Genomic DNA, 23235 nt, shown 5'->3' with positions numbered 1-23235 from the left:
AAAGAATAGATCGACTTTAAAGAAAATAATTTTTTAAAAATCACTTCTTGCTTGATGACGCAATTAAGTTCAACGCACTGCCTGCTTTAAACCAGCCAATTTGTTGCTCATTGAAAGTATGATTCAACATAATTTCATCTGATTTACCATCTGCATGCTTAACAGTCAGAGTTAATTGCTTGCCAGGTGCAAGATCTTTTGGATTTAAAGCAAAAGTGTCGTCTTCACGAATTTTGTCATAATCCGCAGGTGTTGCAAAAGTTAATGGCAACATACCTTGTTTTTTAAGGTTTGTTTCATGAATACGGGCAAAGCTTTTAACAATAATTGCTTTACCGCCAAGGTGACGTGGTTCAAGCGCCGCGTGCTCACGGGAGCTGCCTTCGCCGTAGTTTTCTTCACCCACAACAATCCAGCCAATTCCCTTCGCTTTATAATCGCGTGCTGTTGCCGGAACAGCTCCATGGGTGCCAGAAACTTGATTTTTTACTTTATTGGCTTCGCCGTTAAAGCTATTGATGGCACCAATTAAAAGGTTATTGGAGATATTATCCAAGTGACCACGGAACTTGAGCCAGCTTCCCGCCATAGAAATATGGTCTGTTGTACATTTGCCTTTTGCTTTGATCAGCAAACGCAAACCACTGAAGTCAGAATTGACGTTTGGCGCTATAAAAGGATTTAAAGCTTGCAAACGATCGCTTTGTGGGTTGATGCTCACAGAAACCTTTGAACCATCTTTTTCAGGCTCAACATAACCATGCTCATCCTTCACAAAACCTTTGTCAGGCAGGTCAAGTCCTTTCGGTGGTTGAAGCATAATCTTCTCACCTTTGTCGTTGGTGATAGGCTCCTTGGTGAAATCAACTGTTAAATCGCCTGTTAAAGCAAAACCAATCACAGTTTCTGGTGAAGCAACAAAGGCATGTGTTTTGGGGTTGCCGTCGTTACGCGCCGTAAAGTTACGGTTAAAACTAGTGATGATCGAGTTCTTTTCAAGCGCACCATGACGTTTCCATTGCCCAATGCATGGACCGCACGCGTTGGCCATAACATTCGCACCCATTTGGGAAAGCACGCCGAGTTGGCCATCACGTTCAATTGTGGCACGCACTTGCTCACTCCCAGGAGTGATTAAAAACTCACATTTTGCTTTCGCACCTTGACTGAGAGCCTGTTTAGCAACTGTTGTTACACGGTCAATGTCTTCGTACGAAGAGTTTGTGCAAGATCCAATGAGAGCTGCACTGAGCTTTTCAGGCCAGCCATTTTGTTTAACAGCCTTGGCAAACTCTGAAATAGGAGTCGCAAGGTCAGGGGTAAATGGACCGTTGATATGTGGTTCAAGTGTGTCTAAGTCGATTGTCACAACTTGATCATAGAATTTTTCAGGATTTTTTTCGACATCGACATCGGCTTTTAAGTAATCAGCCACTTCATCTGCTAATTTCGCAATTTCTGCTCTGTCTGTCTTTTTAAGATAATCCGCCATACGGGAGTCATAAGGGAAGAGTGAGGTTGTAGCCCCAATTTCAGCACCCATATTGCAAATTGTGCCTTTGCCTGTGCAAGAAAGAGAAGCTGTACCAGAGCCAAAGTACTCAACAATTGCGCCCGTACCGCCTTTTACAGTTAAAATCCCTGCTAACTTTAAAATAATATCTTTTGCTGAAGCCCAGCCTTTTAGACTGCCTGTGAGCTTCACACCGATAAGTTTAGGAAATTTAAGTTCCCAAGGAATACCCGCCATCACGTCAACGGCATCGGCACCACCCACACCAATGGCAACCATACCAAGGCCACCTGCGTTTGGTGTGTGAGAGTCTGTACCGATCATCATTCCGCCTGGAAATGCATAGTTTTCAAGGACAACTTGGTGAATAATCCCTGCGCCTGGCTTCCAAAAGCCAATGCCATATTTTCTGGAAACATTTGCTAAGAATTCATAAACCTCTGCATTGTCGCGGTTTGCAGTGGCAAGGTCGGTTTCGGCATTGATTTCTGCTTGTATAAGGTGGTCACAGTGCACTGTCGAAGGCACAGCAACTTTTGGAATCCCTGCAGACATAAACTGCAAAAGAGCCATTTGCGCCGTTGCGTCTTGCATTGCAACGCGGTCAGGAAAGAAATCCACATAGTCTTTCCCTCTGCCAAAGTTCTTAAGTTCCGTTCCTTGCCCCCCATTTGCGGGTTTGAGGTGAGAGTAAAGAATCTTTTCTGTATACGTCATCGGACGCCCAAGAAGTTTGCGTGCTGAATCCACATTTGATTTGAAGTTTGAATAAACTTTTTTCATCATTTCAAGATCTTGTACCATAAAAAAACCTCCATCAAAACACAAGAAAAGGGCATGATTCACATGCTTCTCTCCTATAGCTATGCTCTTCTCGGATCTTTTGAAACAAAGTGTGAAGCAAAAATTTTTTTAGAGCCATAAAAAAAGTCAATATCTCCAAGGAAATGGCAAAACGAAAAAAAAATTTCAAAACTGCTTGACTCTTTTCTTGCGAAAGAATACCTACCTTTTCACGGAAGAAGTGGCCCTATCGTCTAGAGGCCTAGGACACCGCCCTTTCACGGCGGTAACACCGGTTCGAATCCGGTTAGGGTCACCATATTTTTCCTAACTTAGAATAAGCCAACCACATAGGTTGGCTTTTTTATTGCCGCAATTGCGAAAAAAAATAAGCAAAAACAAAATCACATAAATATTAAAAATTGTTTTAAACTGAGCTTCAGGCCAAGAAATTTGCTTTTCACGCAGTGTTGTTATTAAAAATTGTTTTTGCTAGGTATATGTTTATGCGAATGACCCTTTCGTCTAGCAGGTCCAGGACACCACCCTTTCATGGTGGCGACATGGGTTCGAATCCCTTAAGGGTCACCAATTAAAGCAGAATATCAAAATTCAAAACGAGAAACACGATAAATAGGCAAGTCGAGCGCTGGAGTCTGACGACCAGAGTGGTGTGAATCGACAATAACATTAATCGCATCGCGCGCTTCAAGCGACATAAATGCAATATTTAAATATTCATTTTCAAAGTTACCGACAATTTCATACTCTTGTGCTATTTTTCGCACTTGCTCTGCTTTAAAAATTTGATCATCTGCATGGGGATTGTGTTTTAAAATTAATTTATTTTTATCGAAAGGAAAATTAAAATTCAGCAACTGCTGTTCTGTTCCTTTAGCCATTGAATGAAAATAACGACCCGTCAAATAAAATATCTCGATATTATTTTCACTCAATTTTTGTACAAATAAATCTGCATTTTCCATAACTTTATCGTATTTCACCAATGAAGCCCCATCAAAGAATTTTTTCTTCCAATATCTTTCCACAGAAGAAAATAAACTCATTGTTTCTTGGTTTCTTAAATCAAACCCTGAGTTTTCAAACGCATGTGATAAACTATAACCAATGTGGCTGTAATTTAATTTCGCAATCTTCTGCAAAAGTCTTTTGTCAAAATGTTTTGCGGCATCGGAAGCCAACCATTCATTTAAAAGCCCAAGAGTTCTATAACCGACATCAAATAAAGTCCCATCTAAATCGAAGACACAGGCAGGTTTTTTTTGTGCACTTTTTGCTTTCTTCGTTATAAGATCCATTATTTCATGTGAAGAGCTATCGTAGATTTCCCATGTTTTTGGTTCAGAGCGATAAATACGACTGCGTGGGTGAGGGTGGGGAAGCCCAGCTGTGACTTGTTCACTTAAATAATTTTCAATTGTTTCTTTAAGAACTCCGAGTGCTTTTTCCAGAACGGGATGATGACTCGAGTCAGACTCTTTTTTAATTGTATCCATTTGCATCTGAAGAAGATGCCACAATTCATTTGTATCCATTATTTTATTCCTAATATTAAAAAATTATGCAGAGCAAATTTACTTTATCTTATTTTTAATTAAAATTTAACTCACTTGCCATAATATGCGAACGAATTATTTTTGCTCCAAATTGGAGACATTTACTTTCAAACTCCTTGCTCGCACGATCCCGCATAGAAGGTTCAGTCAGGTTAGGATAAATTTTTCCTAAAAAAGATTTTCGCGATAAACCGATTAAAATAGGTTTATTCAACTCTTTTAGAAACTCAATTCCACTTTGTGAAAGCAACTCTATATTATTCTCAAGCGATTTCCCAAAACCGATTCCTGGGTCAATTGCAATTGATTTCACACCACATTTCTCAGCAAAGAGAATTCTTTCCCGTAAAAAGTCTCTCACTTCAGATAAACAATTGCCATAAGAAGGATTTATCTGCATATTTTCAGGCACCCCTTGCATATGCATTAAAATATAGCCAAGCTTATACTCAGCAGTTATTTCAGCTGTATTTCGCACTATGCCATTTGTAATTTCAGCACGTAAACCTGAAAAAATATCATTCACAATGTCGATAAGCCCCTCTTCAGCCAGCTTCTGCGCCACGCGAGGCGAGTAGGTGTCGAGACTTATTAAAACATCCTCAGGAATCCTTTTTCTTGCTTTTAAAATCACTTGATAGACGCGCTCAAACTCTTCTTCAGGAGTGATTAAAGGAGAATTGGGACGACTTGAAGCTCCGCCAAAATCGAGAATATGAGCCCCATTCTTCACCAATGTGTCTATACGGGACATGGCTTTATCGATAGAAAAATATTCTCCCCCATCGCTAAAGCTATCAGGAGTCAAGTTGACAATACCCATCCATAAATTACTATTTTCTGAGCATATTTTGCTAAATTTTTCTGCCCCAGATAATACCATTTTTTAACCTTATAAATAAAAGAATAAAGCCATGTCTAATCAGACAAGCTATCCTCTCTCTTTACATAAAAAGTGTTTAAAATCAAATTTATATTTACGCATAGCTGAGCTTATCATATCACTAATGTTAATGTTTCATCTGCATGAAAATCACTTTGTTTTAATTTATTTTTAAAAAAATTTTTATGCCATAATCATTATTACTACTTCGTTAATTAAAAATATATTATATTCAAGATATGTGGATTAATATTAGATGGCGAGAGAAAATCTATAGGAGCAATAGCATCAAGAATTTCATATGCAAATGAACAATCTTTACAGAAATTTGTCAATGAACGTCAATGTCCATTTCATGAGCTCATTATAAGATTAAATAAATATATGATTAATAAACTGAAAATGTATAAAAATATTTTTCTTTCGATAAATGGTGAAAAAATAGAGCGTCCAAACTTAAGAAAAAATATTTTAGCATAACCTCGGTATTTAAAAAAATACCGAGGTTATGCTAAAAGGAAGCAATCGAAAAGTAAAACAATCATACAGAGATGCTGTCCCTATTGGACATGATAAGCCAATTCGTACAAAAGAGAAATTTAGTACATTTTCAAATTTTAATATAGAAATCTATTAAATTTATTGCTGACAATCTCTTGCAACAATATTAAGCAGCTGTATATTAGATTCATCTAAGACAGAATCAATAGATAAGTGACTGAGAAAATCGTCATACTTTCCAAATTTTGAATCGATATTATCATTCTTCACCTCTTCATAATGATTAAAAAAATCTTCTATTTCACTTCTTCTACTTTTTTCTGTAGAGCTTAGATTTCTTCTTTTTTGATCATTTTTAGGACCAAGTGTATCATAGAAACGGTGGTTAGGATCTACTTTGTTAAAAGCATAAATTTTTTCACGGATTTCATACCATCTTTCATTTTTAACACGCTTTATAGTATTTCCCAAAGGTCGTATCTTTTTTGTGACCCTACTTAGATTTTGAATTGTTTCTTTGGGAAGAAAAGATTGTAATTTTTTAAAAGATTCACTTTCATTTTCCATTATTTCAGAATAATATATTGAAATTAATTTAGCTGAAGTTAATACTTCTTGTAATGAATGCCCTGTATCATTAGAAAAAATAGACCAAATTAAAAGAATATAATGCCTTAACTCATCTTCACTTAGATTGACAGAGTAAGCAAAAATTGGAGAAAATGCTAAATTAGTAGAACCAGATATCCCACAAACAAGTGGAATTTTTAACTCTGCGACTGATCGATTATATAAACTTCCATTCATTTCAATATAACAATTATCCCTTTGATTGACCCAAGGTATACTTAAATCAGAAGCTTTAAGTTCAGGAGTTTCAAATGGATAGATTCCATAATAAAGAGTCTTTGTTTTATTTTTAGAGTTAACTCTGTAACCTCTTAATCGTCTACCAAATGCATTAAAGAAATAGTCCCTTTCATGCAAGAATAAACTAGCATTATTAGTAACAAAACCAACACCATCTATTAATTTAGAGTTAGAAAGGATATAGTCAAACTGAAAACCAACATTCGGGCTTTTATTTATAATAGTCTTGCCATTTACATAAATAGGAAGACCGATTATATATTTAATAGTCTCATATCTGTTTACGAATTCCGGTAATTCATCGTTAGGATACGCTAATTGTCTTTGAAGAGATGAGTATGATATTTTATTATCTTGAATATTATTTGTCCAAAAACTAATAGAACTTTCAAATTTATCTCCTAATTCTTTTTTCATAGCATTAATTATTTTGAGGTTTATTTTAGACATTTTTTCATTTAACGCAGGATACTTAAAAATATTTAAAGCAATCAATGATTCATAGATTTTATTTAAGTTCAAATCATCACATTTTGTTTTGCATGAATCTAAAGAAGAATCCATTGGTCTATATGGTACGGAACCTGATCTTTTAATAGTAAACTCATGATTTCTCATGATTTTAAAAAAATATTCTTGCGGAATATAATCTGAATTGTATTCTGAACTATTGCTAAACATTTTATTTAAATATGTATTATAATAACAAGATTCTGGCTTTGACATCAATGAACCATTTCCTCCCGCATCTTCATTCTCAGCAAAAGAAATATTTTGCTCTTTATTATTAATTTTTCCACAGGAGTTTAAAAGAAAAATGAATGGAGAAGCAAGAATTAATAATAATATTTTTGGAGTATATAAATGCATATAAATGCATATAAATACCTATTACACAAATTAAATAAAACAAAAACAAAGATTAGCAGATAATATCATTATTAATGTAATCTTTGCTCAATAAATCCAATACAGCTTAAAATTAAATTAGACAAAAATACTAATTTAAATAAATTTCCTTCTTAAATTATCAATATTCCTCTCAAAAGTCAATTATAAATGTTACTATATTTTAAACAACAGCAATAAGTATAAATAATTATTTGATATTATTTAAAAAAATATAATTTTAATTTTTTTATCTTTATACACATAATTTTTAATTTAATTATATGATTTTTAAGTTTTAAATTATCTTCCTGATCTATTTTAATTTAACTTTTTTCATCAATAAAAAGGAATTCAATGGACAAGTTAGAAAAGTCGCATAGGAAATGTTGATACCATGAAAAACAGAGATTATTAGAGGAATATTTTAATTCGGGGTTGATCTTATCAGTTCTATTCCTTGAACTGCTGCTCCACCTCGTTATTAGACTATAATGCCCACAAACCGTAAATGATGACATTTAATCATAACTGAGATAAGAATAAGCTAATTGCTGAATTTGAGAAATCCTATGCAGCTCAAACGTTTTTCAGCAGAGTTTAAAAGTAAGACAGCCTTAGAAAAATTAAAAGAACAAAACAACAATATAAGAAATAGCCACCTGTACCAAGTGTATCCTAATAAAGTTTACACTTGGAAAAACTATTTGATGGCATTTGAAACATATTTATAAACAAAAGAAAGATGGAATTAAAGATTTATGAGGTTTAAGTTCCTTAGCTATATCAGCAAATAGGATAACTTAAATTCAAAGTTCACTGGTACAAAAATGTTGTTCATTGAATGAAGCTTATGGAATTGCAGGCATAATATCCAAAGAAAAAATATTCTATTCTAAATTTAGTATATAAAAAATACTCCTATTTATTATTTGGTATGAATATTACTGAAGTAGATCAAATTTGGAGAACAGAAATCAAATACATTTGATTAGAAAAAAATTTTTTAACTTTGTGCTCTCATTGATTAGCTTAGCCATTATATTTTATCGTGGAAACTATAAAATACTTAGACACAGCTTTTAGTATAGAGGCCCTTGAAGAAGATTTATAGCATTGTAAACCTATTAAATTGAACACAAATCAAGGTTCTCAAACCACCAGAAATGAATTTAAAATTCGACATATCTTAGAGGGCATAGAATTAAGCATAAATGGTCGAGAGCGTGCGCTTGACAATATATTTGTCGAGCGATTTTGCGAAATTTAAAATAAGAAAATGAATAGCTATTTAAATCAGTATTAGCATGTACTTTTCGACGGATATTCTCTGTTTAAATTCCTCCATTGTATCTCTGTAATTAATACTTAAAAAACTCCAGAAAGGACCTTTGCTAGATCATGTTTCCTTGCTCTGATCTCTGGTAAAAATTGAATCATGACTTGCGAAGCACTTAAAATTTCTTTATATTCCATGATATTATCTTTTTTTGTTTTTTTTGTTGAAAAATAAGCCTTGATCCTGTTAGAATTAATCTAACTCATCTAAAAATCGTGTTGGACAGCTTTTAAATTAAAAGTAAAATTATTTGTCACTATTTTGACTTTTATTTTTTTAATGTTTTTTTGTTATATTTGAAAGTATGGAAGACAATAACACCGAGCAAAACGAAGCCATGTTACTTTTCGCTGATATCAGTGGTTACACTCAATTTGTTAAAAAACATGGGTTTGAATGGGCTCATGGACAATATATCATTTCAGAGTTTCTAAAATCATTATTAAACGAAATCAAAGAACCTTTTAAAGTAGCAAAGCTCGAAGGTGATGCTATTTTTATCTATATGCCTGAATCAGATCATATTCGTGCAGCAATTTTCATGGACAATATTTTAAATTTTTTTAAGGCATTTGAGAATACAAAAAACAAATTGGAATCAGTAAATACATGCAAATGTAAAAGTTGTTGCTCACTTGATTCTTTACATTTAAAACTCATCATTCATTCGGGTAAAATTCTTTTCTATAATATAAATCAATATCAAGAATTATCTGGTCTCGATGTTATTATGCTGCATAGATTATCTAAAAACTCTGTAAAAGGTAAAAAATATATTCTCATAACTGAACAAGCATTTAATAAAATAGGTTCTCTAAATGACTTAGAATTTATTAGGGGCAAGGAAAAATACGATGAAATTGGAGAAATAAAAACATTTATCCATTACCCAAATATAAAGTTGAACGAAAATCTTATTTACGTTAAAAAACCACTGAGAATAATTAAAATATTTTTTAAAATAAAATTACTATTTTATTCTTTAATTAAGGTCATGAATTAAAGCAACATTATCAGTATTTTTTTCTTCATTTTTCATAATATTCCCATTAAATAATAAAAACTGAGAAGATTTAAACAATGTACGTGCTGTATTATAATAATTATAATTCATACTATTTTGCATAGAATCGCTTTTAAAATTTAGAGCATCTTTTCTTGACCAAACCATTCCTTTTCCAACTTCATAAGGCGAAGGAGCAAAAACATAATCTCCAAGATCTACCATAATAGGCCACCTTCTTTTATTGGCAAATAAGGAATCGGAAAGTGAATAAATATTTTTAAAATCAAAGAAATCAAGAATTGTTGGATAGATATCTGCCTGACTTGCTAAATTTGGAATTTTAACTCCAATTCTATTATTGTTATGTGAGTTTTTTTGCAAAGTTTTTTCTACAATTCCACCGTTGATAACTAAATTTGCCTGACTCTTTTTTATTGCTATGATTAAATTATTTTCAGCATTGATCCCCCAGGCAATATTCTGAGGATAAGGCAAGGATGGTATAGCATGTCCATGATCATTTACAAAAAAGATGATTGAGTTATCCCAATATGTTCCTGCTTGAGCATGTGGATATTTCTTATTTTTAAGAAAATGAACAAACTCTTCTAACGCCTCATCTGTATAAGATGAAGTAATTTGTGGAGGAAGAAATAAATGCTCTTTATGTTTTTCCATTAATTCTACTGAAGCATCTTTAGGGAGATGCCATGGGTCGTGATTTGTGACTGTGAGGACTGCATGAAATTGAATTTTATTTTGATTAGCTAACGTAATGGAATCTAGATTTTGAGCAACTCTTCTTAAAAGAACTTTATCAGACAATCCCCACGGAGTTTTGGGGAGATTCGAGTCAAAGTTTTCCTTACTTATAACTAAATCCATTCCATGTTTTTTCCAGAAAACTCCTTGACCATCAAAGTCAAAACGTCCTCCATGCCAGAAAGCGGAAAATACATGCTCAGGATACTTTCTTTTCAACAGTTCTGGTAAACATTCAGGATTTATATTAGGGAGTTCTTGCATGGCGGTTGTAAATTCTCCAACCCAAGATCCACAAAGACTTCCTTCTTGTCCTGCGCGGGTCACCCCTCCCACTGTCCAAGCATTGGTAAATGATATACCAGAAGCAGATAAAGAGTCATAAAAAGGTTGAAATGTATGTTTGCTACTTGGGTAATGAAACTTTCCATCTTCAGGTTTAAAGCTTTCAATAATGACAACCCATACCAATAGAGGATCATTATTTTTAATTCTGTCTTGAATTTGCTCTTTAAGTTCTTTACCAAAATGATATTCTGCTTTTAAGGAAGAGTTTAATAAAAGATTCTCCCAATCAGATGGAATTAGTTCATTTTCTTTAGAACTATTTTTTATATTTATTATTTTTGATAATTCCTCGTTTTTTCCCAAATAATTCGTTAATGTATTATATTCTTTGTTTGAAAGATCCCCTATCGCGTAGGATTTACTAAATATATAAACTGAAAACAAATTTTCAATAAAATTCACTTTTAAATGAACAGGAGTCCACACTCGTCCTGATCTATTCAATTCTTCATTTAATTTTTTCGCACCATACATTAAACTCAATAAAATAATAAAAACAATTTTAAAATATTTTAACCGGGTTGGAATTTTAAATGCAACATATACGAGTAGAGATAAAACCACTGGAACAAAAAAAGCGATTAAAACTCTAGAGTCCAATGCCGATGATGCACTCGCATCTATAAAAGCAGGATCAATTAAATATTTTAAATGAAATGGAGTTATAAGGCTTGAATAAAAACTTACATACGGAATATGAAAAGATAATAGATACAGAAAAAAAAATGCAACAATAAAAAACAAAAAAACTTTTATTCTTTGAGAAACTTTTTTTATATATTTATTAAAAATAAATTTGTCGGCAGCAAAAGCAAAAGTAATAAATATAATAGATATTATACCTGTAACAAAAAGATCTGAAAGAATTCCAGAGACAATAGCATGAACTTTCAACTCCGTAGAATTGAGTAGATTGATCCCTAGATACTTTTCAGTAAAATATCTAATAATAGAAAAACTTGATATCAACGCTAGGAAGAAAGTGCTAAAAAGAATGCAAAATATTTTCTCTTTATCTAAGAAATCATTGACATTATTAAACAGTATTAACATTTTTTTTCTAATCATTTTCATTCAGATTTCCTCATAAATAACCGAACGAAAAAATATATAGCAAACAAATTTACACAGTCCAACAAATTTATTTAAGACAATATTATTGAGATATTAAAGTTTATGTTAATCAAGTATAGAATTAATTACAGCAATATTAGATATATACAAAAAAAGTGGAGGGTAGGAAAACATTCGCTTTCCTACCCTTCACTTTTACATAAGCTTATTTGTCAATTAAGCTGGTGTAGGAGTTGTGTTCAATGGGTTTATAGCGCTCGTATTTGACGGGTCTGATTTTGCCCCGGAAGCATCACTTCCATCACTGTTGCCACTTAAAGTTTTGCTTAGCTGGATTTCTTTGATTTTCTCGGCGTTTGCATTGTTATTGATAATTTCAAGAAACTCTTCACTATCCAGTGTCTCAACTTCAAGTAGAATATTAGAAACTTTTTCAAATGTATCCATATGCTCAACAAGAACTTGTTTTGCTAATTCATATTGAGTGTTGATGATCTTAGAAACTTCCATATCGATTTCATGCGCAAGGGTTTCAGAATAGTTACGCGATTCACCCCAGTCACGCCCTAAAAATGGATTTTCACTTTTTTGTCCAAAGTTTATGGGTCCAAGACGGCTCATACCAAATTGGCATACCATACGGCGAGCAAGATCTGTGGCTTTCTGAATATCGTTTGAGGCACCCGTTGTGAACTGAGAGAATTTGATTTCTTCAGCGGCACGGCCACCCATTGCATAAGCAATCGTCGTCAATAAATCTTCTTTGGAATAACCGTAGACATCTTCTTTTGGTAAATATGCAGTGACACCAAGAGCTTGTCCACGTGGAATCACAGTTATTTTATGCACATTTTCCCGTGATTTTAAAAAATGCGAGACAAGAGCATGTCCAGTTTCATGGTATGCTGTAACACGAATAGTTTCCTTAGGCAGTACTGCACTTCTTCTCTCTGGTCCCATTAATATTTTGTCTTTTGCAGCTTCAAAGTCTTTTTCAATCACACGCTTCATGCCGTTACGAGCAGCCATAAGTGCAGCTTCATTGCAAAGATTTTCAAGATCTGCTCCAGAAAAGCCTGGAGTACCTAAAGCAATTCTTTCAACATTAATATCTTCTGCATGTTTGATTTTTTTCATATGAACGCCAAGAATATCTTTACGTCCACGGACATCGGGTAGACCAACCATAACTCGTCTATCAAAACGGCCGGGTCTTAACAAAGCGGGATCGAGGACATCGGGACGGTTTGTGGCTGCAATGATAATGACAGCATCATTTGCTTCAAAACCATCCATTTCAACCAACAACTGATTGAGAGTTTGTTCTCTTTCATCATGCCCACCACCAACGCCTGCACCACGATGTCTACCGACAGCATCGATTTCATCGATAAATATAATACAGGGTGAGTTTTTCTTGGCATTTTCAAATAAATCACGCACGCGTGATGCTCCAACACCAACAAACATTTCAACGAAATCAGAACCTGAAATTGTAAAGAAAGGAACCCCCGCTTCGCCTGCAATTGCGCGTGCTAAAAGAGTTTTACCTGTGCCTGGTGCTCCCATCATAAGAACTCCCTTAGGAATTCTTGCTCCTATATCTTGGAACTTTTTATGATCTTTTAGGAACGCAACAATTTCTGAACATTCTTGTTTAACTTCTTCAATACCAGCGACGTCTTTAAAAGTAACTTTATTTGCACCTTCGGACTGAAGCTTAGCTCTGCTTTTGCCAAATGACATTGCTTTCCCGCCAGCACCTTGCATATTGCGAAGGAACATAAGCACAAGGCCAACAATTAAAAGTGCTGGTAACCACATCGTAATGAGGCTCACCCACCAAACACTGCTGTCATCTGGCTTTTCATAGTTGATAGGAATTTTTTTAGCTTCCAGCTCTTTTCGTAACTGAGAGCGCACGCCATCGTCAGCGGGGCCATAGGTCGTAACAGTTGAGTTGTCTTTGAGTTTTGCTATAATTTCGTCGCCACGGAGATTATCAGAACGAACGGTTACACTCACAATACTCTGTTGGTCGCCCAAAGATTTTTCAATATAACTTTGAAATTGTGGATATGTTTTTTGAACATCTTCGTGGGGTTTGTATAATAACTTAAAACACAAAGCAAATAAAACTATCATCGCTGCCCACACCAGCGCGGCTTTTAACCAAGATTCTTTACCCATTCGAGCTCCTTACCTTTCACTTTAGCCTCTGGTTTGGTTGGAGGCGATCAAGTATCATATTATGCTACTAAACGGGCGATCTCTACACCCTTTTAAACAGTTTGCAACGGTACCACACTAAGTCAAGTCATTCCTTATCGGATACTTTCTTAACTCTTCTATATTTTTTCTCTAAAAACATCTATCTCAATGTTTTTATTATTATTTGACAAATGAATTTCCCATCCTGAACTTATTTTAATCTCTTTTTTTATTATCTTCTTTTTAAACATAAGCTCCACTTCATAGAGAATATTGTCTATACAGTTTTTTGTCACAACCCCTAGCAATTTTTTCTCTTTATGGATAAGAATATGAAAAAGCTCAGAAGATCTTGTTCCCTTATCAATTACAAAATTGCCTTGCAAACTGGAATTAAGAAATGTTTCATTAAGCATCAATTGCTCAATAGCATGCTCTGACAATTTGTGAAATGCTTGCTGATAATTTGGTCTTAACTTTTTCAAATGTCCAAGAATATGATTTCTTATATAATTTCGATCATAATCATTAGATAAATTTGACATATCTAACCTATATTTAATAGAAAATTCATTTGAGTATTCTTCAATTTCCTCAAAATTAATTTTTGCAAATGGCCTATAAAAAAGTTTATCATCAGAAAATTTTTGAATCCCTTTTAAACCCTGCAGGGCAGAACCCCTTAAGATATGCAATAATACGGTCTCTACATGATCGCGCGCATGATGCGCAGTTACGATATAAAAATGCTCACAATTCAATTCATTTTTTATTTTTTCTGATAATAATAGAGCTTTATTTTTCCGCCATTTTCGCGCGTTGTTTTGAAAATTTTTCTCTCCATCGCTAAAGGTTTTTTCCTCCGCGATTTCGAGATAAAGAGGAACTCCAGTTTCTATACAAATTTTTTGAATAAGTTCTGCATCTAAATCAGATTCTTCTCCACGCTTTTTATGATTAAAATGTTGAGCTATTAACTTAAACTTATTTTTGGGATTAAAAAGTTTTGAATGCAAAACTTTTGTCAAAGCATGCAAAAGACACATGCTATCCATACCACCTGAAACTTGCAGATTCAGCAAAATACTTTTTCCAGAGAAGTCTAAATTTTTTTCTAAATGAAGTAAATCAGATAACAATTTATACTCAAATCGGTTTAAATTTTGCCATCTCTTCTCCATTTTTGCCTCTTCAATAATATTATTATTTCTATATAGTTCTTGAAATTTTAAGATATCAGGCACAAACTTGATAGAAAAGTTGTTTCCTGATAACACAAATTGATAGCTCCTCTTTTAAAGGCTCGCTTTCACAACTTGCCAATAAAGCATATTTTTAAGTTGTTTTATAGCATGAATGTGTGAAAATTATTAAAATTATCTAAAGGTATTATGATGCAAACCACAAACAGAATTGCCAAACGTTGGAGTGCGACCCAAAAAAGCATTTTTTCAGAAATGACAGCATTATCAAAGCTTTATAACGCTGTAAACCTTGGTCAGGGATTTCCTGATTTTTATGGCCCTACCCGCTTACTGGAATCCATCTCTAAACAAGTTTTGTCATGTCACAATCAATACTCACCCTCCCAAGGAGAAGAAGCACTTAGAAGGGAAGTGTCTTATTATGTGGAGTCGACTTCTGGAGTTATTTATGACCCCGAAAGCGAAATAACAATTACAACAGGTGCTTCTGAAGCTCTTTATAGCGCTATAAATGCTTTTATCAATCCAGGCGACAGAGTCCTCGTTTTTGAACCTGCATTCGATCTCTATTATCAAGCCATTGCGAATGCGGGGGGAGAAGTTGTTCCCATCAGACTGCATTCTCCAGACACACCTGTTGGTGTAAGGGGAGGTGGCTGGACAATTGATTGGAGTGAATTCGATGCTGCTGCGGCAGGGGGATTTTCACTTCTCATTTTTAATTCACCGCACAATCCAACAGGAAAAGTGTTTAGCGAAGATGAAATTGATCGCATTTCATCGAAGGTTTTAAAAAATAATGCGATCGTATTAAGTGACGAAGTTTATGAAAATTTAACCTATGCCTCACATAAACATATTTCGCTCTGCACAATACCCAAAATTCAGCATCTCGTTGCAAGGATCAGTTCCGCTGCAAAAACATTTGGTTTTACAGGACTCAAAACGGGGTGGATCTGCGCTCCAGCTAACTTAACAAATGCAATTCGCATTGTTCATCAAGCAACAGTTTTTTGCACAAGTCCATTCACTCAACTGGGATTGGCTGAAGTTATGTCCGATAAAAAATGGTTTGAAAACTATTTGTCTGAACAAAAGAAAAGTTATGAAACAAAAAGAAATTATTTGAAATCTGTTTTAGAGAGAGCGGGTTACCACACGAGCAGTTGTGAAGGCACATTTTTCTTAACAGCGAATTTTGAAGGGCTCGCTGGTGATATGTCTGATGTTTTATATGCAAGACAACTTGTTGAAACACATAGAGTAACAACCATCCCTGTCTCTGTTTTTTATAAGAATCCGCCCAAAAGCTTACCATGGGTACGTTTTGCTTTTTGTAAGAAAGACGAAACACTCCATACGGTGGCTGATTTATTACTTAACTCTTAATAAGTTGATTGCGCCAAAGAGCAAAGCTTTTCTTTGCTTGCTCCTCCAGCATTTTTTTCCCGTTTATGGCTTTTATTTTATTTTTTCTTGCAAAAGATATTGCCATAGTATCCGCATAAATCATATCAAAATAGAAAATATTATTTTTCTTGATTTTAAATAAAGCTTGCTCAATTACATAGAGTGCATACGGATTCGTTTCGTTCGTAGCAAAACCGATTGGCAGAGTGTTGATAAGTACCAGTTTAACTTTATCCTGAGAAATTTGCTCAATCGTTTTTTCAAGTTCTTCATTTACTAGAAAATGCGTTTCAACATCCCTTTGCTGCATAAGAAAAGGAAAGCAAGCAATTGTTTTAGAGGGATTCCGAGTAAAACAAAAAGTTTTTAAACAGTTCTTATCTTCACTGCAATTATACAGTGCAGCAGCTGCCGCACCACCACCGCCCAAAACGAGAGCATAGTATTTTTCTTCTTTGGTTATAAGGTGTTGAATTGATTTTTCGACCCCAAATATATCTGTATTGTCAAGGCACCAGTTTCCTCTATTATCTTGGTATATTGTATTTGCTGCTTGTATTGCGTGCACAGTTGCAGTCATTGTAAAAATATTCATATTCACAACACTATTTTTATATGGAGCTGTGATATTTCCACCTATAAATCCTTCTGTTTCAACAATATTTAATAATAAAGCAGTAAATAATTCAACTGTTCTGATAGGCATTGGAAGGTAAATGCAATTTAAATTTTCTATCTGAAACCACTTCGTGTGAAGCTCGGGAGAAAGAGATTTTTCAATTGATGCGCCAAAAAGAAAACAATATTTTGTTTTCCCATCTGGGACAAAAGAAGTTGACACTGAATTCATTTTATTCATATAAACACCTGTTTTTATTATTATTTAATAAATTATGTATCGCTATTTTTTCATTCTTTAGCCCAAAAGTTGTTTACTCTGCTTGCAGACTCACAAAATAAACTCAAGGTATTTTTACCGATGACGATAAAAATTGAAAGCGCAAAAAGAATGCGTCGTGATGATGCTCGATTGCGCAATAGACGCGTCGAGAGACGCTATGTGGCAAATATAAACGTCTTCAGTGATGTGAGAGAGGAAACGTCATGGTAACGAGAAGAAAAAAAGCTGGCACTAAAACTAAAACTGCTGGTAAAAAACGTAGAAAGACTTCTAGCAAGAAAACAACTGCTACGAAAAGAAAACGTAAAAAAACTGCTGGTAAGAAAACAACTGCTACGAAAAGAAAACGTAAAAAAACTGCTGGCAAGAAAACAACTGCTACGAAAAGAAAACGTAAAAAAACTGCTGGTAAGAAAACAACTGCTACGAAAAGAAAACGTAAAAAAACAACTGCAACAAAAACCGGCGTAAAAAAGACTAAAAGAAAAGCTAAGAGAAAGACTAAGCTTTCAGTAGTCTCAAAAACTCGCAAACGGAAAACTAAAAGAAAAACAACTGCTAGAAAAGTTGTTGCTAGAAAAACATCTGACAAACATCTCAAAAAAGCAGGTTAATTAATTTTAACCTGTTTCTTTAAATGCAGAATTGTTTCTAAGACATTCTGACCCGCCTCAAGTGCCTGATGGAGAAATCTCTCAGGCTTCTTCAATTTTATTTTTTTGCTTATTTTTTTTCAAGTCGATTTCTTAAATCATCTGTTAATTTATTTAGTATTTCTGATGAAACAGCAACGATATCTTTATCTGCAAAACCATGGGATTTTAAATCTTTAAATATACTTTCCGCAATCAATTTATTCATATTTGCAGACGTTCCTAAATTTGAACTTTGATTCATGTTTTTTATTGTATTCAAAAGTGTATGCATGTATATCCCCTTTATTAGGTTAAACGCAATAAATTTGTCTCGACAAAGTTTGCAACTTAAATCAACAAGCAAAAATTGTGCCAGTTTTTTTATAAATAAATCTTTAGTTTTTTTAGCTTGTTCTGTTTTTTTTTTTTGAAAGTGTGTCATTTCTGATTCACTCTTTTTTAAAAAAAGAGATATGCGAAACTGTGCTTATTTTTTAAACAAAACAAAATTCACTTAAGTTGTTCTTATGCAATGTACATAAATTTGTTTGACATTGCTTTTCATGTAGTTAGCGGCCAAATATTCTGATAACCTATTTGTATTCAAGGAATCTAAACCAAAGAGATTGAAGCAGAGACAAAAAATTGTCTTGACCGTTGCAATCTAAAGTCGCATGTATTTGTTGGCCAATGTTTAAGGGCTTGTTGTTTGCTGTATTGTATTAAATGAGAAGAAGCCATCAAGGAGAAGCTATGGATATGCACGAACTGATTAGGCAAATGGAACGAGCTGAAAGAGTATGGCCTGATGAGAGGCCATGGGCTATACAAGTCCTCGCAAGCTACTTACACGTTCAACCTTCAGAGTTGCTGAGTCTTTTTCGTCAAATCAACCCAACTCTAGAAACCGAACGAGATCAAGTACTTCCAGAAGATTTACGCCTCCTAAAAGCTTATTGTGAACGGATCATTGAGAGAAATTCACAAGAAAGCATAGAGGACAAAAGAAGAGAACAGGTTCGCGCTCGCAAGACAATTCAATCACTTTCACCTAAAATTGCAGAAATGATCGCTGCACGCGATCATGTGCGAGCTCTCAACTCTTATATCTACTTACTTGGGGAAAGCGGCGAATATGCTCTCCCAGAAGAAAAGGCGCAATGGTATGAAGAAATGGGACGTTTGTGCTTAAAAGTAAAACGCCATCCCAATGAAGCAGCACGCTATTTCCGCTCAGCAGTAAACGCTTTAAGTCTGCTTGAAGATGCTGATGGAATTCAAGACCTCTTGGAAACTTATGATGAAGAGTTTCAAGGCGATGAAGCACGTCGCTCATGGGATTCCGTTTTGCTTACAGGGAAAGAGTCTTTAACTAAACTAACTTGCAGCATGAGTTAAAATTTATGAAAAAGTATATTACTATGGCAAGCATACTCTTATCAGCACCTTTTGCACTCAGTGGCTGTATTTCATCCTCAAATAATCCAAATATGCCTCCAAATGATGAAATAAAAAGATATAAAATCAATGGCTATCTTGTTGTTGATGGGGTCGATAAAGACACAGTCGCAGTGAGCATTGATAAAGACGAAAAAATTGCACTCGTCGTAAGAGATATAAGCACTACCGCTTATTCATATTTAGAACCCAGCTTTAACAATGCTTTTGTCAATTATGAAGGCAAAACCTCCTGCTGTACCCCTAAAAACGGTCTCATAGGAGCTTCTGGAAGTGTAGTTTACAAATTTGCTTTTATTGGCAAGGGGAAAACAGCAATAAAAATTGTTGCTAGACAAAAAGGACTGCTCACAACTGCCAATAGTTTTGAAACAGACAAAGAGTTTATTCTGAACGTAGAAGTCGATTAATACCTCTTCATTGCTTTTTGTGCTTCTTTTTTAGCATCTTTTTGTTTTTCCGCATCACGCTTATCGTGATGTGCTTTGCCTTTAGCAAGGCCAAGTTCAATTTTCACCCGATTATTATCATCAAAATAAATTTCTAGCGGAATGAGTGTGTAGCCTTTTTGCCGAGTTGCCGCATCGAGGCGCTCAATTTGATTTCTGTGTAAGAGAAGTCTTCTATCTCTTCTTTCGTTATGATTTAAGTAACTTGCATGTTTTAGCGAAGGTATATAGGCATTCACTAGCCAGGCTTGCCCATCGCGCACCATGGCGTAACCTTCGACAATGCTTCCATGTCCATCGCGTAATACTTTTACTTCACTGCCTTTTAAGCTCACACCTGCTTCTATCTTTTCTTCAATAAAGTAGTCGTGCCAAGCTTTTCTATTTTTTGAGATTGATTTCATAGTTTTCTCATGTTCAATTCTATTGTTTAGCCTTTTGCTGTAATTTATAAGGCAGAAACTATCCTTTAGAATAGTTGATTGAAGACTCTTAATTTGTCAAGGAAAAACAAATGCCAAACGAATTAAATACATTGAATATTATTTTCGGAATATTTGTTTTCATTTTTGGAATGAGTATTGGTAGTTTTTTAAATGTTGTTATTTATCGAATACCAAATAATATTTCACTTATATTACCAAGAAGTTCATGTCCATCATGCAAAAAAATAATTTCTCCAATAGCTCTCATACCAATTATTGGTTATATTTATGCTCAAGGGAAATGTGAAAACTGTAAAACAAAAATCTCCAAACAATATCCCTTTGTAGAATTATTAAGCGGAATTTTAACTTTATTCATCTTTTTTAAATTTTTAAATCCTTATATTATTATTGATTCATTTCCATTTTTATTTTCAAATAATTTTTCTCAGTTTGGTCGTTTTCATTACTCAGCTTACGTACCATTTTTTATCTCACTATGGCTTTTATATACAGGGATACCTTTATCTTTTATCGATATTAAGTACAGAATCCTACCAAACTCAATCACACTACCAGGAGTTATTGTGGGCTTTATCATCAGCTTTCTTAATCCAGATATGGGTTGGGCTGAAAGTTTAATCGGTATCGCAATTGGTGGTGGAGGTTTATTTTGTATTTCAAAACTTTATGAACTTTTCCGCCACAAAGAAGGAATGGGAATGGGTGATATTAAATATCTTGCATTTATCGGCGCCGTCCTCGGTTGGAAAGGAGTTTTATTGACATTATTTTTAGCCTGCATAATTGGAGCAATTATTGGAATTATAATTGGAGTTTATTCAAAAAAAGGCCTCTCTACCGCGATTCCATTCGGCCCATTTTTAGCTATCTCTTCTCTGACAATCAGTATTTATGGAAATGAAATTAACTCATTTTTATTTATTGGCGCATTTTAATAGGTAAATTATTTTTTATGCAGCATATATTAAATCAACTTAATAATGAGCAAAAAGAAGCTGTTATTTCCTCCAAAGGAGCATTACTTGTTTTGGCAGGAGCAGGAACTGGTAAAACAAAAGTTATTACTTCGCGCATTGCTTGGATGATTCATTCAGGAGTGCGCCCAGAAAGTATTGTGGCAGTCAGTTTTACCAATAAAGCTGCAAAAGAAATGCAAGAGAGACTAGCTTCACTCGTCGGTGAAAGATTAGCAAAAAAAGTAGAACTATCAACTTTTCACTCATTTGCCTTAAAATTGCTGAGAAGCAATCACGCTGAATTTGGCTTACAAAAAGATTTTTCAATTTCCGATGAAAGTGAAAGCAAAAATCTTTTACGTGAATCTATTCGCGAGTTTCATCTTGAAGATATACTTTCTCTCCAAGAAGCTGCGCAAAAAATTTCACATTTTAAAGATTGTCTCTATAATGATGAAGATTTTCAACTCAAAAAAAATATATTCGATAGCAAAATTTTAAAGCAATTATTTAACTCGTACAATCGTAGATTAAGATTATATAATTTAGTTGATTTTGATGATATTGTTTACTTAGCTGTCAATGGATTCAAAAGAAATCCCAATCTTTTAGAAAAAGTTCAAGACAATATTTCATTTATTATGGTTGATGAGTATCAAGACACAAGTCATTCACAATTTGAATTTATTTGCATGCTCTCATCAAAATCAAGAAATGTATGCGTTGTTGGAGATGATGATCAAAGTATTTATTCATGGCGAGGAGCAAAACCATCCGTCATTTCTGATTTCTTATTATCATTTCCCGAAGCAAAAAAAGTAACCTTAGAACAAAATTACCGTTGCAGTCCAAATATCCTAAACGCGGCAAATAGTGTGATCAGAGAAAATACGGAGAGATTAGGAAAAGAATTATGGAGCCAGCAAGAAAATAAATACTCAATTATTATTCAAGAATGCGAAAACGAGAGAGATGAAGCACTTTTTGTTGCAGAAAATATATTAAAACTAAGATCATCCTGTCCGAATTTTAACCTTGATCAAATCGCAATTTTAGTGAGGTCCAACAGTCAATCACTTCCACTTGAACAAGTTTTGACTGAAAAAAAGATCCCTTACCACATACATGGTGGCACTCAATTCTTTGATCGCAAAGAAGTTCGAGATCTCTTTTCTTATTTAAAATTCGCACATAATAGTTCAGATTTAAACAGCTTATTTCGCATATTAAATTTACCTTCAAGAGGAATTGGTATAGCAACTCTTGAAAAAATTAAAGATATATTTTTACAATCTCAGAAAATAAAATCGAATGCTTCTTTTTTGGATTCTTTAAAATTTTTTTCCAATACACACAAAGGGGTTTGGGAATTTGTGCACTTATGGGATAATTTTGGTGCAAAACTAAAATACTCAGAAGGAATAGTTGATATTTCATCTGCTCTAAGACAATGTTATGAGAATATTGGCCTGAAAAAAGATATTTTAGTATCTTCTGCTAATATGCAGATTGCACAATTTCGTATGGATATCGTAGATAGAGTATTAAAAGTTATAGAAAAGCTTGAACTCGAAAAAGAAAATATACAATCTGTAATTGATGCACTCCATCTTGATGAAGCAAAATTTGAGTCTGCAAACGATACTTCTGGGAAAGTACAGATCTTGACGATTCACTCATCTAAAGGACTTGAGTTTCCAAATGTTTTTATTATTGGTGTAGAAGAAGGAATTTTGCCGCATGAAAGAAGTATTGCAGTTAAAAACGGTGAACAAGAAGAACGAAGATTATTTTACGTTGCCATAACGCGGGCTAAATATAGATTGTATATTTCTCATTGTGGATTCCGAAAAAAAGGTCGTTCTTGTAACTCAGAAAGAGAGCCAAAGCCATCCCGCTTTTTATCTGCAATACCAAAGGATTTAGTAGAATTTTGCAGAACCGATCCTCAATCAGAAGAAGCGAGAAGAATGGAAGCTGCAAGGAAATTATTTGAACTTTTTCGGTAATTGCATTT

19 protein-coding genes and 2 tRNA genes are annotated in these 23235 nt (G+C 34.1%); 11 read left to right on the top strand and 10 right to left on the bottom strand.

All coding sequences use genetic code 11. The features are described 5' to 3' along the window. Window positions 1–40: 40 nt before the first annotated feature. The gene (locus EZS29_RS01035) at window positions 41–2317 is read right to left on the bottom strand and encodes an aconitate hydratase (protein WP_130612693.1); all 2277 of its coding nucleotides are present in this window, start codon (window positions 2315–2317) and stop codon (window positions 41–43) included. A gap of 222 nt (window positions 2318–2539) precedes the next feature. On the opposite strand from EZS29_RS01035, the gene EZS29_RS01030 reads away from it, so the two are divergent. Together EZS29_RS01030 and EZS29_RS01025 are read left to right on the top strand one after the other, a co-directional pair. Further along, window positions 2540–2615: transfer RNA gene (locus tag EZS29_RS01030), tRNA-Glu, on the top strand. A gap of 195 nt (window positions 2616–2810) precedes the next feature. Then, window positions 2811–2887, top strand: a tRNA-Glu gene (locus EZS29_RS01025). Window positions 2888–2901: 14 nt separating this feature from the next. Here EZS29_RS01025 and EZS29_RS01020 read toward each other — a convergent pair. The 3 genes from EZS29_RS01020 to EZS29_RS01010 all read right to left on the bottom strand — a co-directional run bounded on the left by EZS29_RS01020 (window position 2902) and on the right by EZS29_RS01010 (window position 6853). Then, window positions 2902–3852, bottom strand: coding sequence for an HAD family acid phosphatase (locus EZS29_RS01020; RefSeq protein ID WP_130605669.1), 951 nt, complete (start codon window positions 3850–3852; stop codon window positions 2902–2904). Window positions 3853–3907: 55 nt separating this feature from the next. Further along, window positions 3908–4756: a dihydropteroate synthase gene (folP, locus tag EZS29_RS01015; RefSeq protein ID WP_130605667.1), complete on the bottom strand. Its 849-nt coding sequence runs from the start codon at window positions 4754–4756 to the stop codon at window positions 3908–3910. A gap of 639 nt (window positions 4757–5395) precedes the next feature. Continuing rightward, window positions 5396–6853 carry a hypothetical protein gene (locus EZS29_RS01010; protein ID WP_130605665.1) on the bottom strand — a complete coding sequence of 486 codons (1458 nt, stop codon included), beginning with the start codon at window positions 6851–6853 and terminating at the stop codon, window positions 5396–5398. A 734-nt stretch (window positions 6854–7587) separates the two neighbouring features. On the opposite strand from EZS29_RS01010, the gene EZS29_RS15795 reads away from it, so the two are divergent. Together EZS29_RS15795 and EZS29_RS01005 are read left to right on the top strand one after the other, a co-directional pair. Continuing rightward, on the top strand, window positions 7588–7749 hold the full coding sequence (locus EZS29_RS15795) for a hypothetical protein (RefSeq protein ID WP_172603701.1): 162 nt from the start codon (window positions 7588–7590) through the stop codon (window positions 7747–7749). Between the two features lie 909 nt (window positions 7750–8658). Continuing rightward, window positions 8659–9357 (top strand): DUF2652 domain-containing protein, encoded by a 699-nt coding sequence (locus EZS29_RS01005; RefSeq protein WP_130605663.1) that lies wholly within the window; start codon window positions 8659–8661, stop codon window positions 9355–9357. Here EZS29_RS01005 and EZS29_RS01000 read toward each other — a convergent pair. From EZS29_RS01000 to tilS, 3 genes are all read right to left on the bottom strand, one after another. Beyond that, a complete protein-coding gene (locus EZS29_RS01000) occupies window positions 9337–11544 on the bottom strand; it encodes an LTA synthase family protein (RefSeq protein WP_130605661.1) in 2208 nt (735 codons plus the stop codon). The two genes, EZS29_RS01005 and EZS29_RS01000, sit on opposite strands and share 21 nt — an antisense overlap. 216 nt (window positions 11545–11760) lie before the next feature. Beyond that, entirely contained in the window at window positions 11761–13734 is a 1974-nt protein-coding gene (ftsH, locus tag EZS29_RS00995; RefSeq protein ID WP_281276290.1) for an ATP-dependent zinc metalloprotease FtsH, read from the bottom strand. Between the two features lie 158 nt (window positions 13735–13892). Beyond that, on the bottom strand, window positions 13893–15032 hold the full coding sequence (tilS, locus tag EZS29_RS00990) for a tRNA lysidine(34) synthetase TilS (RefSeq protein WP_130605659.1): 1140 nt from the start codon (window positions 15030–15032) through the stop codon (window positions 13893–13895). A gap of 114 nt (window positions 15033–15146) precedes the next feature. Here tilS and EZS29_RS00985 point away from each other — a divergent pair, with 114 nt between their 5' ends. After that, window positions 15147–16349, top strand: coding sequence for an aminotransferase class I/II-fold pyridoxal phosphate-dependent enzyme (locus EZS29_RS00985; protein WP_130605657.1), 1203 nt, complete (start codon window positions 15147–15149; stop codon window positions 16347–16349). Here the strand turns inward: EZS29_RS00985 and EZS29_RS00980 are convergent. After that, entirely contained in the window at window positions 16339–17229 is an 891-nt protein-coding gene (locus EZS29_RS00980) for a shikimate dehydrogenase family protein (RefSeq protein WP_130605655.1), read from the bottom strand. The genes EZS29_RS00985 and EZS29_RS00980 overlap by 11 nt on opposite strands. Before the next feature lie 120 nt (window positions 17230–17349). Between EZS29_RS00980 and EZS29_RS16165 the strand changes: the two genes are divergently transcribed. Together EZS29_RS16165 and EZS29_RS00975 are read left to right on the top strand one after the other, a co-directional pair. Further along, window positions 17350–17481, top strand: coding sequence for a hypothetical protein (locus EZS29_RS16165; RefSeq protein WP_281276289.1), 132 nt, complete (start codon window positions 17350–17352; stop codon window positions 17479–17481). Then, the gene (locus EZS29_RS00975; RefSeq protein WP_130605653.1) at window positions 17475–17885 is read left to right on the top strand and encodes a hypothetical protein; all 411 of its coding nucleotides are present in this window, start codon (window positions 17475–17477) and stop codon (window positions 17883–17885) included. The genes EZS29_RS16165 and EZS29_RS00975 overlap by 7 nt, the downstream gene beginning before the upstream one ends. Window positions 17886–17994: 109 nt before the next feature. Here the strand turns inward: EZS29_RS00975 and EZS29_RS00970 are convergent, their stop codons facing one another. Next, window positions 17995–18198, bottom strand: a complete 204-nt coding sequence (locus tag EZS29_RS00970; RefSeq protein WP_130605651.1) for a hypothetical protein — start codon at window positions 18196–18198, stop codon at window positions 17995–17997. Between the two features lie 461 nt (window positions 18199–18659). Between EZS29_RS00970 and EZS29_RS00965 the strand changes: the two genes are divergently transcribed. Further along, on the top strand, window positions 18660–19304 hold the full coding sequence (locus EZS29_RS00965) for a hypothetical protein (protein WP_130605649.1): 645 nt from the start codon (window positions 18660–18662) through the stop codon (window positions 19302–19304). Window positions 19305–19309: 5 nt separating this feature from the next. Beyond that, a complete protein-coding gene (locus EZS29_RS00960; protein ID WP_130605647.1) occupies window positions 19310–19774 on the top strand; it encodes a hypothetical protein in 465 nt (154 codons plus the stop codon). On the opposite strand, the gene smpB is transcribed toward EZS29_RS00960, so the two are convergent. Further along, the gene (smpB, locus tag EZS29_RS00955) at window positions 19771–20235 is read right to left on the bottom strand and encodes an SsrA-binding protein SmpB (RefSeq protein ID WP_281276325.1); all 465 of its coding nucleotides are present in this window, start codon (window positions 20233–20235) and stop codon (window positions 19771–19773) included. The two genes, EZS29_RS00960 and smpB, sit on opposite strands and share 4 nt — an antisense overlap. A 92-nt stretch (window positions 20236–20327) precedes the next feature. On the opposite strand from smpB, the gene EZS29_RS00950 reads away from it, so the two are divergent. Beyond that, window positions 20328–21197, top strand: coding sequence for a prepilin peptidase (locus EZS29_RS00950; protein WP_130605643.1), 870 nt, complete (start codon window positions 20328–20330; stop codon window positions 21195–21197). Window positions 21198–21214: 17 nt separating this feature from the next. Then, complete coding sequence (locus EZS29_RS00945; protein ID WP_130605641.1) at window positions 21215–23227, top strand: ATP-dependent helicase; 2013 nt, start codon at window positions 21215–21217, stop codon at window positions 23225–23227. Window positions 23228–23235 lie beyond the last annotated feature (8 nt).

Origin of the sequence: Fluviispira sanaruensis (assembly GCF_004295685.1) — a bacterium.
Classification (GTDB): Bacteria; Bdellovibrionota_B; Oligoflexia; order Silvanigrellales; family Silvanigrellaceae; genus Silvanigrella; species Silvanigrella sanaruensis.
This window is presented reverse-complemented; position numbering and strand designations above follow the sequence as displayed.

Coding starts and splice junctions, on each gene's coding strand:
- EZS29_RS01035 (WP_130612693.1), bottom strand. CDS start 2,317: ATGGTACAAGATCTTGAAATGATGAAAAAAGTTTATTCAAACTTCAAA.
- folP (WP_130605667.1), bottom strand. CDS start 4,756: ATGGTATTATCTGGGGCAGAAAAATTTAGCAAAATATGCTCAGAAAAT.
- EZS29_RS00960 (WP_130605647.1), top strand. CDS start 19,310: ATGAAAAAGTATATTACTATGGCAAGCATACTCTTATCAGCACCTTTT.
- EZS29_RS00980 (WP_130605655.1), bottom strand. CDS start 17,229: ATGAATAAAATGAATTCAGTGTCAACTTCTTTTGTCCCAGATGGGAAA.
- EZS29_RS00970 (WP_130605651.1), bottom strand. CDS start 18,198: ATGCATACACTTTTGAATACAATAAAAAACATGAATCAAAGTTCAAAT.
- EZS29_RS00975 (WP_130605653.1), top strand. CDS start 17,475: ATGGTAACGAGAAGAAAAAAAGCTGGCACTAAAACTAAAACTGCTGGT.
- EZS29_RS15795 (WP_172603701.1), top strand. CDS start 7,588: ATGCAGCTCAAACGTTTTTCAGCAGAGTTTAAAAGTAAGACAGCCTTA.
- EZS29_RS01010 (WP_130605665.1), bottom strand. CDS start 6,853: ATGTCAAAGCCAGAATCTTGTTATTATAATACATATTTAAATAAAATG.
- EZS29_RS00965 (WP_130605649.1), top strand. CDS start 18,660: ATGGATATGCACGAACTGATTAGGCAAATGGAACGAGCTGAAAGAGTA.
- EZS29_RS01020 (WP_130605669.1), bottom strand. CDS start 3,852: ATGGATACAAATGAATTGTGGCATCTTCTTCAGATGCAAATGGATACA.
- EZS29_RS00985 (WP_130605657.1), top strand. CDS start 15,147: ATGATGCAAACCACAAACAGAATTGCCAAACGTTGGAGTGCGACCCAA.
- ftsH (WP_281276290.1), bottom strand. CDS start 13,734: ATGGGTAAAGAATCTTGGTTAAAAGCCGCGCTGGTGTGGGCAGCGATG.
- EZS29_RS00945 (WP_130605641.1), top strand. CDS start 21,215: ATGCAGCATATATTAAATCAACTTAATAATGAGCAAAAAGAAGCTGTT.
- EZS29_RS01005 (WP_130605663.1), top strand. CDS start 8,659: ATGGAAGACAATAACACCGAGCAAAACGAAGCCATGTTACTTTTCGCT.
- EZS29_RS01000 (WP_130605661.1), bottom strand. CDS start 11,544: ATGAAAATGATTAGAAAAAAAATGTTAATACTGTTTAATAATGTCAAT.
- EZS29_RS00950 (WP_130605643.1), top strand. CDS start 20,328: ATGCCAAACGAATTAAATACATTGAATATTATTTTCGGAATATTTGTT.
- EZS29_RS16165 (WP_281276289.1), top strand. CDS start 17,350: ATGACGATAAAAATTGAAAGCGCAAAAAGAATGCGTCGTGATGATGCT.